The organism is Streptomyces sp. NPDC015130, from assembly GCF_043080005.1.
In the GTDB taxonomy this organism is placed as follows: Bacteria; Actinomycetota; Actinomycetes; order Streptomycetales; family Streptomycetaceae; genus Streptomyces.
On record NZ_JBIBVC010000005.1, the window covers coordinates 388,686 to 399,974 of the forward strand.

Below are 11,289 nucleotides of genomic sequence, written 5' to 3' on the forward strand. Positions count from 1 at the left end.
GGCACCGCGGAAGGACGAAGGTCCCGTCCGATTCCGGGACCGATCCGGGACCGAAGGGGGCTTGTCGCCCCATCCCGCCGAAAGTATCTTTCAGATGTGACCAATGAAGTGAAGGAAAGTTTCACGAGCGACGCGCCCCCCGCGCCCGCCGCCCTCGCGGCCAAGGTGCGGACCCTCGCGCCCTCCATGACCCGCTCGATGCAGCGGGTCGCCGAAGCCGTCGCCGGCGACCCGGCCGGCTGCGCCGCCCTCACGGTCACCGGCCTCGCCGAGCTCACCGGCACCAGCGAGGCGACCGTCGTCCGCACCGCCCGCCTCCTCGGCTACCCCGGCTACCGCGACCTGCGCCTCGCCCTCGCCGGCCTCGCCGCCCAGCAGCAGTCCGGGCGGGCGCCCTCCGTCACCGCCGACATCGCCGTCGACGACCCGGTGGCCGACGTCGTCGCCAAGCTGGCCTACGACGAGCAGCAGACCCTCGCCGACACCGCCGCCGGACTCGACACGGTCCAGCTCGGCGCCGCCGTCGCCGCCCTCGCGACCGCCCGCCGCGTCGACATCTACGGCGTCGGCGCCTCCGGCCTCGTCGCCCAGGACCTCGCCCAGAAACTGCTCCGCATCGGCCTGATCGCGCACGCCCACAGCGACCCGCACCTCGCCGTCACCAACGCCGTGCAGCTCCGCTCCGGCGACGTGGCCATCGCCATCACCCACTCCGGCTCCACCGGCGACGTCATAGAACCGCTGCGGGTCGCCTTCGACCACGGCGCCACCACGGTCGCGATCACCGGCCGCCCGGACGGCCCGGTCACCCAGTACGCCGACCACGTCCTGACCACGTCCACCGCCCGCGAGAGCGAACTGCGCCCCGCGGCCATGTCGTCCCGCACCAGCCAACTCCTGGTCGTGGACTGTCTGTTCACCTGTGTCACCCAGCGTACGTACGAGACGGCGGCCCCTGCCCTCGCCGCCTCGTACGAAGCCCTCGCCCACCGCCACTCGCCCCGGACCCGCTGACACCCCCCGGTCAGCCGAGCGTCACACGTCGACCGCCAACGACGCCGACGACGTCCACGCACCGAAAGAGCAGCCCATGCCCACTTCCACGTACTCCGAGCTCCGCGCCCAGCTGGCCACCCTCACCACCGAGGCGTTCCGTCCCGAGCTCGCCGAGATCGACCGGCTCCCGACGCTGGAGATCGCCCGGACCATGAACGGCGAGGACCGGACCGTCCCCGCCGCCGTCGCCCGCGAGCTCCCCGCCATCGCCGCCGCGATCGACGCGACGGCCGAGCGCATGGCCCGCGGCGGCCGGCTGATCTACCTGGGCGCCGGCACCGCGGGCCGCCTCGGCGTCCTCGACGCCAGCGAGTGCCCGCCCACCTTCAACACCGACCCCTCCCAGGTCGTCGGCCTGATCGCGGGCGGCCCCTCCGCCATGGTCCAGGCCGTCGAGGGCGCCGAGGACTCCAAGGAGCTCGCGGTGGCCGACCTGACCGCGCTCGGGCTCACCACCGACGACACGGTGGTCGGCGTCTCCGCCTCCGGCCGCACCCCGTACGCCGTCGGTGCCGTCGAACACGCCCGCGCACTCGGGGCACTGACCATCGGCCTGTCCTGCAACGCGGACAGCGTGCTCGCCGCCGCCGCCGAGCACGGCATCGAGGTCGTCCCCGGCCCCGAGCTCCTCACCGGCTCCACCCGCCTCAAGGCCGGCACCGCCCAGAAGCTCGTCCTCAACATGATCTCGACCATCACGATGATCCGACTCGGCAAGACCTACGGAAACCTGATGGTCGACGTCCGCGCCTCCAACGACAAGCTCCAGGCACGCTCCCGCCGGATCGTCGCCCTGGCCACCGGCGCCCCGGACGAGCAGATCGAGGCCGCGCTCACCGCCGCCGACGGCGAGGTGAAGAACGCGATCCTCATGATCCTCGCCGACCTCGACGCCCCCACGGCCGCCGAGCGGCTGACCGCCTCCCACGGTCATCTGCGGGCGGCGCTGCTCGCGACGACCGGCTGAGCCCCCTCCCCCTCCCCCCACAGCAAGGCCCACCGCACCATGAGCACAGACGACAAGAACCGCGCCGTCGCCGCCGCGATCCTCCCCCTCGTCGGCGGCGCCGGGAACATCAGCACCGTGGCCCACTGCATGACCCGCCTCCGCCTCGGCCTGCGGGACCGCTCTCTCGTCCAGGACGAGGCACTCAAGGCCCTGCCGGCCGTGCTGGGCGTGGTGGAGGACGACACGTACCAGATCGTCCTCGGCCCCGGCACCGTCGCCCGCGTGACGCCGGAGCTGGAGGCCCTGGTGGCCGAGGCTCCCAAGCCCGCGCACTCCGCCGAGGACCTGGCGGCGCAGGGCGCGGCCCTCAAGGCCGCGCGGAAGGCCAAGAACGCCACACCGTTCAAGATGCTCCTGCGCAGGATCGCGAACATCTTCGTCCCGCTGATCCCCGCGCTCATCGGCTGCGGCATCATCGCCGGCCTCAACGGCCTCCTGGTCAACCTCGGCTGGCTGCCCGGCGTCACCCCCGCCCTCGCGGCCATCGCGAGCGGCTTCATGGCGCTCATCGCGGTCTTCGTCGGCCACAACACGGCGAAGGAGTTCGGCGGTACGCCGATCCTCGGCGGCGCGGTCGCGTCCATCATCGTCTTCGCGGGCGTCGCGAAGATCGACGTCTTCGGCCAGACGCTCTCCCCCGGCCAGGGCGGCGTGCTCGGCGCGCTGGGCGCGGCGGTCCTCGCCGTGTCCGTGGAGAAGTGGTGCCGCCGCTGGGTGCCGGAGGCCCTGGACGTCCTGGTCACCCCGACCCTGACCGTCCTGGTCTCGGGCCTCGTCACGGTCTTCGGCCTGATGTTCGTCGCCGGTGAGATCTCCACCGCGATCGGCGACCTCGCGAACTGGCTCCTGGCGAACGCGGGCGCCGGCGCCGGCTTCCTCCTCGGCGGCCTCTTCCTCCCGCTCGTCATGCTCGGCCTGCACCAGGCCCTCATCCCGATCCACACCACCCTCATCGAGCAGCAGGGCTACACGGTCCTCCTCCCCGTGCTGGCGATGGCGGGCGCCGGCCAGGTCGGCGCGGCCATGGCCGTCTACCTGAAGCTCCCGCGCAACGGCTCCATCCGCCGCACCATCCGGTCCGCCCTCCCGGCCGGCTTCCTGGGCGTCGGCGAGCCCCTGATCTACGGCGTCTCGCTCCCCCTGGGCCGCCCGTTCGTCACGGCCTGCGTGGGCGGTGCGTTCGGCGGCGGCTTCGTCGGACTCTTCGGCATGCTGGGCGACTCGGTCGGCTCGACCGCGATCGGCCCCTCGGGCTGGGCGCTCTTCCCGCTCCTCGACGGCAGCAAGGGCCTCGGCACGACGATCGCGGTCTACGCGGGCGGGCTGCTCGTCGGCTATGCGGTCGGGTTCGTCGCGACGTACTTCTGGGGCTTCAGCACGGCGCTCCTGGAGGAGTTCGACGTCGACACGGAGGCCGGTGCGGAGGCCTCGGTGGCGGCGGGAACCCCGGCCCTGCAGCCGGAACCGGAGCCGGCGAAGGTCTGACAGGACGGCGGTACGGGAGGGCCCGGGCGGCGACAGCCCCCGGGCCCTCCCGCTGTCCGCGGTCACCGGCAGAGGACGTCCCCGGACGGCCGTACGCCCTCGGTCAGAAAGCGGGTCACCGCCGCGTCGCCGCAGGCGTTCCCGTTGCCCAGGTAGACCCCGTGCCCGCCGTGGTCGACCGAGACGAGCCGCGCCCGCTCGCCGAGGGCCGCCCGCATCCGCAGCCCCTTGGCGTACGGCGTCGAGGGGTCGCGCAGGTTCTGGATCATCAGGATGTTCGACGGCCCCCGGTCGGTGATCCGGACCGGCTTCTCCACCGCCCCGCCCTTCCAGAAGGAGCAGGGCGTGATGTTCGCCGGCATCCCCGCCGTCAGCGGGAACCGCTCCCGGTCCTTCGCCACGGCCCGCTCGTACGCCGGTACGGACGCGGGCCAGTCCACGTCGTTGCAGATCACGCCCACGGTGACGGCCGCGGCGTCGTCCGGCATCGCGCCCGCCAGCTCACGCGGCAGCACCGGCCGGCCCTCCGGGTCGCGCGCCTCCGTCACCAGCGCCGCGAAGGACGGGAAGGACCCGTCGGAGTAGAGCGCGAGCTGGAACGCCTGGAGGAGCATCGTCCCCGTCAGCGGAGGCCCGGCCTTCACGGGCTCGCCCGGCGCCCCGGGGAGCACCGTGGCGTGCGGCTCCCGGTCGAGGCGGGCCGCCAGCTCCATGAGCACGCCCCGTACGTCCTCGGGGCGCTCCGCGAGCCGCAGCCCCTCGTCCGCCCGGTCCGGGTGCGCCGCCCAGGCGGCGAAGTCCGGCAGCCGGTCCTCGGCGCCCCGCGCCATGCCCTCCAGCCAGCCCCGGGCCACCCGCTTCGGGTCGGGGTCGTTGCTGCTGTCGAGGACCCAGCGGTCGGTGCGGTGCGGGTACTTCTCCGCGTACGCGGCCGCCACGTACGTCCCGTAGGACACGCTCCACGCCGACAGCCGCCGCTCGCCGAGCGCCTGCCGCAGCCGCTCCAGGTCCCGCACCTGGTTGGCCGTCGTCAGGCCGCGCAGCATCGCGCCGCCGTTGCGGCCGCAGGCCTCGGCGATCCGCTTCGCGCGGGCCACGTTCTCGTCGATCGCGCCGTCGGCGCCGGGCCACGAGCGCAGGGTCACCATCCACCGGTCGCCCTCGTCGAGCCCGCACGCGGCCTTGGCGGAGCCGCCGATCCCGCGCGGGTCGAAGGCCACGAGGTCGTACGCCCCGGCCGTCTCCTTCGCCAGGGCCGCCCCCTTCTGCGCCAGCCGCTGCACCCCGGAGCTGCCGGGCCCGCCCGGGATCACCATCAGGGCGCCGCGCCGGGCCTCGGGCCGTGCGCTGGGGAGACGGGAGACGGCGAGCCCGATCTGCTCGCCGTGGGGATGGGCGTAGTCGAGGGGTACGGAAAGCGTGGCGCACTCCTGCCCGGGCAGTGGCCGCACGGCCGGCGCGCAGTCGCCCCACACGAGTCCGGCGCGGCCTGCGGTGGCGGGCGCGGCGGCGGCGGTGGCACCGCCGCCGGTGAGGGCGGCTCCGGCGACGGCGGCGGCGGAGAGGGCGAGGAGGAGAGGCGTGCGCACCCGGTTCGTTGTCATGCGCACAGCCTCGCGTGCGCCGCGGATCCGTCCCATCCGGCAGGCACGCGAGTCCCGGGTGGGGACAACCCCCGGAAGGTGGAGGGGTGTTCGAGAAGTCCGGACAGCGGTCGGCCATCCCCACCCCCGGCTCCCTAGACTCCACCCCCATGACGACACCCCAGCCCGACGCCTCCACGTCCCGGATCGCCGCCGACCTGGCCCCCACCGGCACCCTGCGCGCCTCGATCAACCTCGGGAACCCGGTCCTCGCACAGGGCACGCCCGACGCCCCCTCGGGCATCACGGTCGACCTGGCCCGGGAGTTCGGGGCGCGGCTCGGCCTGCCCGTCGAGCTCCTCTGCTTCGACGCGGCGCGCAAGTCGTTCGAGGCGATGGCGGAGGGGCGCGCGGACCTCTGCTTCCTGGCGGTCGACCCGGCGCGCGAGAAGGAGGTGGCGTTCACCGCGCCGTACGTCGTCATCGAGGGCGTGTACGCGGTCCCCCACGGCTCGCCTCTCACCACCGTCGAGGACGTCGACGCCCCCGGCGTCCGGATCGGCGTCAAGCAGGGCTCGGCGTACGACCTGTTCCTCTCCCGCTCCCTCACCCACGCGACCGTCGTCCGCGGCGACGAGGGCGTCGACGTGTTCCGCGCCGAGGGCCTGGAGGCGGGCGCGGGCATCCGCCAGCCGATGACCGCGTACGCGGCGGCGCACCCGGAGGAGGTCCGGCTGATCGAGGGCCGCTTCATGGAGATCCGCCAGGCGGTCGGCACGACCGTCGGCCGCCGCCCGGAGACGGTCGCGTTCCTCCGCGAGACGGTCGAGACCCTGAAGACGGACGGCTTCGTCACGGCCTCCCTCACCCGCGCGGACCAGGACCCGGCGCTCGTGGCACCGCCGGCGTGAGGCGAAGCCGACGTACGAGACGCCCGAGGGCCCGGCCGCACCACGGCGGCCGGGCCCTCGGGGGGACAGGGGCGATCCTTCGGATCAGTACAGCCCCTTGAAGACGCTCCATCCGCTGCCGACGGCGACCCGGCCGCCGTAGGCCCCGGTCCCGGTGCCGCTGTAGCGCCACAGTTTCCCGGCGGTGTCGCGGGCCAGGAGGTCCGCACGTCCGTCGCCGGACAGGTCGCCGACGCCGACGAGCGAGGAGTACCCGCCCCAGCCGCCGCCGACCTGCACCCGGGCGGTCACGCCACCGGTCGCGGTGCCGTGGTACCGCCAGAGCACGCCGGAGGCGTCCACGCCGAGCAGGTCGCCGCGCCCGTCGCCGTTGAGGTCACCGGCGCCGACGATCTTCTTGTACAGCTTCCAGTTGGTCCCGATCCGGACCCGGGGCTTGACCCGGTGGTCGGCGGTGCCGCCGTAGAAGTACACGTCGCCGGTGGACGCCTGACGCGCGACGAGGTCGGCGAACCCGTCGCCGTTCACGTCACCCGACGAGGTCAGCACGTCGTACTGGCCCCAGCCCGTACCGACGAGCGTGTACGGCGAGGAGGCGGACAGCACCTTCCCGCAACCGGGCCGGTAGGCCCGCAGCTGGTCGCCGACGCGCACGTACACGTCCGCGCACCGGTCGCCGTTCAGGTCGCCCGTCGGCACGAACACCGACGAGGTCGCGAACTTCGTGCCCGTACCGGCGATCCGCGCCGAGACCGCGCCGGTGCCCGTACCCCGGTACATCGACACCAGACCCGCCGTGTCCATCACCAGCAGGTCACCGAACCCGTCGTCCCCGGCGAGGTCCCGCCGCACGGCGGCGCCACCGGTCACGGAGAGGGCCCCGGACCGGACGAGGTCGGCGCCGTGGCCGTCGGCCGGCTTCACCGTCAGGGTCCAGGTGTGGGCCCCGTTCGCGACGAGCTTCCCGGCGGCGTCCTTGCCGTCCCAGACGGGAGCGACGATGCCCCGGCCCACGCCGGTGAGGGTGCGGACGGTCGCCCCGGTCGCCTTGCGCTTGAGGGTGAGCGACCACGTGCCGGGCTTGGAGAGGTTCCAACGCGGCTTCCAGGTGGCGGACTTCAGGTTCACCGCCGCCGGCACCGACGATTCGAGGGCCGTCAGGCGGCTGGTGACGCCGCCGAGGCCGACGACGTGGATCTTCTGCTGGGGGTCGATGTAGGCGACGCCTCCGCCGAAGCGGTCGATCGTCCAGTTCTTGTTGTAGTTGGTGACGTTGCCGCCGTCGAGGCCGACGAGGCCGAGGGCGCGCGTGACGGGTGCGCCGGTGCGGACGTCGATCACGCTCAGCGCATCAGGGCCGGTGTTGCTGGACTCGGTGTAGGCGATGAAGCCGTCGCCCAGGTGCGGTCGGCTGTACCGGGACACCTGGAAGCGGACGGAGGTCCGCTTCTCCTGGTCGTACACGACGGCGGACGTGTCGTCCTGGCACCGGGCGTAGATCCACTTGCCGACGACCTCGAAGCCGGAGGTGGCGCAGTTCGTCCCGAGGTCGACGGTCGCGACCTTCGCCCCCGTGCGCAGGTCGACCGCCGAGACGATGTCGCTGTCCGCCGACGCGGTCCAGAGCCAGGTGCCCCACAGGGACTGGTTCCCGGCACTGGAGACCGAGACGATCCTTCCGGTCTCGATGTCCGCGACGACCGACGTGGCCACGTAGTTCTCCGTGGCGCCGAAGTGCACGTAGCGGCCGGAGGCACTGCGGATCACCGTGGGCCTGATCCTGCGCGTGGTGTCCAGCGTGATCTTGCGGGTGGTCGCGCCGGGCGCGGCCGTGGTCACGTACACCGTCGGGGCGCACCAGCCGCAGGGCGCTTCCCCGCGGGACGGCGGAACGTCGTCCGCCCCGAGCGTGACGAGACGGCCGTCCCCGGTGTCGGCCCAGCGGGCGCCGGCGATCCCCGGGCCGGAGGGCTCGGCGCACGGCGAGGTGCCGGCGGAGGTCACGGCACAGCTCCAGACGGAGGCGGCCGTGCGCGGCTCGGTGAGGGAGACGTCGTAGCCCCGGAGGGTGCGGTAGCCGTCCTCCTGCTCGGTCGTGACCCGGCCGTTCGTCACGGTCAGAGCCGTCCGTGTGACCGGCTTCGGCGGGGTGCTCAGGACCTGCGTGGTGACGGGCGCGCCGGCGGTGTCGAGGGTGACGCGCCGGATGCCCCAGTGGGTGGAGTCGGTGCCGCCCACGAAGGCGAGGGTGCCGTCCGTGCCGGTCCTGATCTCGGAGTTCCCGGCGACGAGGACACCCAGGTCACGGGTGGCTCCGGTGGCGAGCGAGGTGGCCTTGAGCGGGGCGGAGCCGTACGCGCTGTAGGAGCCCACGACCCAGTCGCCGAGGAGGGCGAGACGGTCCTGCCTGGCCTCGGTGCTCGGCAGCTTGACCGTGCTCGCGGGGCCCGCGGGCGTGGCGCGGGGCACGATCAACGCCTCCGTCGTGCCGTACCCGCCGTAGAGGGCGACGCGGTCGGCGCCGAGCGTCGCCTTCACGCCGTAGGGGACACCGGCCGCGGGCTGCGCCAGCGGGACGAGCGTGGCGGCGCCGAAATCGACGAGCCCGACGCCCTGCCCACCGGAGGCCTTGGTGTACGTGACGACCGCGCCCTCGGCGTCGAAGGCCAGGACCTCCGGGTAGCCGGTGATCCGCTCGGTCGTCGTGACGTCGGCGTCCGCCGGAGCGCCTTCACCGAGGCCCGGAAGGTGCAGGGTCACGGCGCCTTCGGCGTCGGTGCTGTAGCTGAGCAGACGGTCCGTGCCGAAGGCCCGCAGCCACGTGTGGCCCTCGGGGCGCGGGCGGGTCAGGGTGACGCCGGTGGCCCAGTCGTGGACCGTGGCGTCCCAGGTGCCCTGGTGGTAGTCGAGGCAACCGAACCGGTCACCGTGGAACGCCATCCTGTCGGTGGAGTCGCAGGCAGCCTGGTACGAGACCGGGCCACCCGCGAAGCTCTGCCAGCGCATGCCCCGGTCGGGGTCGGAGGCCTGCAGACCGGTACCCGCGCCGAAGACGGTCTGGGCCGGCGGGGTGACGCTCGGCGGCGCGTCGATCGTCACCTCGTACGGCGCGCCGGTCGCCGCCGCGGCGGTCGGCGCGACGGCCGCCAGGCCGGTGATGCCAAGGGTGGCGCTCAGGGCGAGCGCGACCACTCTTCGTACGGACAAGTCCTGTGTCCCCTCGTACGGGTGTGAAGACGGGTGCGACACGGGAGGGTCGGCGCGACAGCAGGACGGGCAGGGCGCAGAGCGGCAGGCCGGGAAGGGCCGCTGGGCCGGGGCCGGCGGGACCCCCCTGTCGGCAGACGGATCGTACAGTCACGCGGGACGGGAGTTCGAAAAGTTTCCCGGGAGCCGCCCGGGAAGGCCGCTTCCCGGGCCTGGAGGGCCCCTTCACGCGGCGGCGCCCCCTCCTCCCACCCACGGGGGTGCACCCCTTCCCCACGAGCCGTCCACGCCCCGCACAGGCCATCCCCGGACCACCTCTGACCTGCGCTTTTACCCTCAACTCCCTTATCCTGGAAGCCTACTTGGAGGGGGTTTCCATGGACCGCAACAGCCTTGCCCACCGTGACATCCGCACGATCGACGACGTCCTGAACCTGCTCGACGGACTCTTCGCCCCCGGCGCCGACCGCTGGACGGAAGGGGGCGCCGACTGGTGGGACGGGTTCTACGCGGACCGGGACAAGCCGGTGCCGTTCTTCGTCGCGAAGCCGGACGAGAACCTCGTCTCGTACGTCGAGCGGGGCCTGCTCCCGGCCGGCGGCAAGGCCCTCGACCTCGGCTGCGGGCCGGGGCGGAACGCCCTGCACCTCGCGTCTCTGGGCTTCGACGTGACCGCGGTCGACCTCTCGCCCACCGCCATCGCCTGGGCGGAGGAACGGGCCCGGGAGGCCGGCACCGAGAACGTCAGGTTCGTGAACGGCGACGCCTTCGCCGTCGGCCTGGACGGCCCGTACGACCTCGTCTACGACTCCGGCTGCTTCCACCACCTGCCCCCGCACCGCCGCGTCAGCTACCTCGCGCTCCTCGACCGCGTCCTCGCGCCCGGCGGGCACTTCGCGCTCACCGCGTTCGCCGCAGGGGAGGGCGGCATGGGATCGGAACTGCCGGACGCCGAGTTCTACCGCCGGGGCGGCCTGGAAGGCGGACTCGCCTACACCGACACGGAGTTGCGCACGCTCTTCGCCGGCCTGACGGCGATCGACCTCCGTCGCATGCACGACGAGCCCCCCACCTCCCCGAACTTCGGCGAGTCCTTCCTCTGGACGGCCCTCTTCCACCGCTGAGCCCCGGGACGCGGGAGAGACCGAGGCGGGGGAAATCCCGTGGAGTCCCCCTCCGCCTCCTCCCTACCCTGGCCCCATGGGCTACACCAAGACCTCGTACGTCTGCCTGCCGTGCCGGGCCTCGTACAAGCAGCCGTACGACCCCGACCGCGAGCGGCGCTGTCCGCGCTGCGCGCAGACGCTCATCCACGTGGGTTCGGCCTTCGCCCCGCCCCGCCGCCGGGACACCTCGGCGTGGCGGGTGCTGTCGGTCCTCCTCCACGCGGGTGTCCGCTTCCACAAGAGCTGCTGCGGCGGGCCCGGCCACCGGCCCAGGACCCTCTCCGAGCTGAAGTCGCTCACGGCCCGGGCCCGGGCCGAGGGCGTGGCGTTCCCGAAGGGAATGGCCCGCTGAGCCTCGGGGGGACCGACGCCGCAACCAACACCCCCGTCCCTCACATCGCCCGCAGATGGTCCGCGAGCCGGTCGTACTGCTCCCGGACGCCCGCCTCCATGCCCGCCGCCAGGGCCTGGTCGCGGATCTCGTTCGAGGGCCAGAGCGACGTGCTGGTCAGGGCCGTGCCGCCGTCCGGGGTCGCGTCGAAGGTGAGGGTGACGCGGACCGGGTCGGCGTCCGGCATCTGCTCGAAGACCTCCGTGTAGTCGAGCCGCTCCGCCGGGACGATCTCCTCGTACGTGCCGGAGAAGACGATCTGCTGGCCGTCCGGCGCGGTCTGGCCCCAGCGCCACGCGCCGCCCACCCGCAGGTCGACGTCGACGACCGTCGTCGTCAGCGCCGCGGCCCCGTACCAGGCCCGTACGTGCTCGGGGCGCGTCCAGGCCTCCCACAGCCGGCCCGGCGGAGCGTCGAACGTCCTGGTGATGACCAGCTCGCGGTCGGCGGGTGTCGTCAGGAGGGTGACCATGGCCTCGGC

Annotated in this window: 9 protein-coding genes; 6 read left to right on the plus strand and 3 right to left on the minus strand. The window is 73.6% G+C overall.

Annotation, left to right across the window (positions count from 1 at the left end):
- Positions 1-96 precede the first annotated feature (96 nt).
- The 3 genes from ACF08F_RS13240 (at position 97) to ACF08F_RS13250 (ending at position 3,550) form a co-directional block, all read left to right on the plus strand.
- The gene (locus ACF08F_RS13240) at positions 97-1,014 is read left to right on the plus strand and encodes a MurR/RpiR family transcriptional regulator (RefSeq protein ID WP_392298593.1); all 918 of its coding nucleotides are present in this window, start codon (positions 97-99) and stop codon (positions 1,012-1,014) included.
- A gap of 76 nt (positions 1,015-1,090) precedes the next feature.
- Complete coding sequence (murQ, locus tag ACF08F_RS13245; protein WP_392298594.1) at positions 1,091-2,023, plus strand: N-acetylmuramic acid 6-phosphate etherase; 933 nt, start codon at positions 1,091-1,093, stop codon at positions 2,021-2,023.
- Positions 2,024-2,062: 39 nt separating this feature from the next.
- Complete coding sequence (locus ACF08F_RS13250) at positions 2,063-3,550, plus strand: PTS transporter subunit EIIC (protein ID WP_392298595.1); 1,488 nt, start codon at positions 2,063-2,065, stop codon at positions 3,548-3,550.
- A gap of 62 nt (positions 3,551-3,612) precedes the next feature.
- Here the strand turns inward: ACF08F_RS13250 and ACF08F_RS13255 are convergent, their stop codons facing one another.
- Entirely contained in the window at positions 3,613-5,154 is a 1,542-nt protein-coding gene (locus ACF08F_RS13255; protein ID WP_392298596.1) for an alpha/beta hydrolase, read from the minus strand.
- Between the two features lie 149 nt (positions 5,155-5,303).
- On the opposite strand from ACF08F_RS13255, the gene ACF08F_RS13260 reads away from it, so the two are divergent.
- Positions 5,304-6,044 (plus strand): transporter substrate-binding domain-containing protein, encoded by a 741-nt coding sequence (locus ACF08F_RS13260; protein ID WP_392298597.1) that lies wholly within the window; start codon positions 5,304-5,306, stop codon positions 6,042-6,044.
- Between the two features lie 84 nt (positions 6,045-6,128).
- Here the strand turns inward: ACF08F_RS13260 and ACF08F_RS13265 are convergent, their stop codons facing one another.
- A complete protein-coding gene (locus tag ACF08F_RS13265; RefSeq protein ID WP_392298598.1) occupies positions 6,129-9,251 on the minus strand; it encodes an FG-GAP-like repeat-containing protein in 3,123 nt (1,040 codons plus the stop codon).
- Between the two features lie 377 nt (positions 9,252-9,628).
- Here ACF08F_RS13265 and ACF08F_RS13270 point away from each other — a divergent pair, with 377 nt between their 5' ends.
- Together ACF08F_RS13270 and ACF08F_RS13275 are read left to right on the plus strand one after the other, a co-directional pair.
- A complete protein-coding gene (locus ACF08F_RS13270; protein WP_392298599.1) occupies positions 9,629-10,375 on the plus strand; it encodes a class I SAM-dependent methyltransferase in 747 nt (248 codons plus the stop codon).
- Positions 10,376-10,451: 76 nt separating this feature from the next.
- On the plus strand, positions 10,452-10,769 hold the full coding sequence (locus ACF08F_RS13275; RefSeq protein WP_392298600.1) for a deoxyxylulose-5-phosphate synthase: 318 nt from the start codon (positions 10,452-10,454) through the stop codon (positions 10,767-10,769).
- Positions 10,770-10,809: 40 nt separating this feature from the next.
- Here the strand turns inward: ACF08F_RS13275 and ACF08F_RS13280 are convergent, their stop codons facing one another.
- Positions 10,810-11,280 carry an SRPBCC domain-containing protein gene (locus tag ACF08F_RS13280; protein ID WP_392298601.1) on the minus strand — a complete coding sequence of 157 codons (471 nt, stop codon included), beginning with the start codon at positions 11,278-11,280 and terminating at the stop codon, positions 10,810-10,812.
- Positions 11,281-11,289 lie beyond the last annotated feature (9 nt).

Coding starts and splice junctions, on each gene's coding strand:
- murQ (WP_392298594.1), top strand. CDS start 1,091: ATGCCCACTTCCACGTACTCCGAGCTCCGCGCCCAGCTGGCCACCCTC.
- ACF08F_RS13250 (WP_392298595.1), top strand. CDS start 2,063: ATGAGCACAGACGACAAGAACCGCGCCGTCGCCGCCGCGATCCTCCCC.
- ACF08F_RS13255 (WP_392298596.1), bottom strand. CDS start 5,154: ATGACAACGAACCGGGTGCGCACGCCTCTCCTCCTCGCCCTCTCCGCC.
- ACF08F_RS13260 (WP_392298597.1), top strand. CDS start 5,304: ATGACGACACCCCAGCCCGACGCCTCCACGTCCCGGATCGCCGCCGAC.
- ACF08F_RS13270 (WP_392298599.1), top strand. CDS start 9,629: ATGGACCGCAACAGCCTTGCCCACCGTGACATCCGCACGATCGACGAC.
- ACF08F_RS13275 (WP_392298600.1), top strand. CDS start 10,452: ATGGGCTACACCAAGACCTCGTACGTCTGCCTGCCGTGCCGGGCCTCG.
- ACF08F_RS13280 (WP_392298601.1), bottom strand. CDS start 11,280: ATGGTCACCCTCCTGACGACACCCGCCGACCGCGAGCTGGTCATCACC.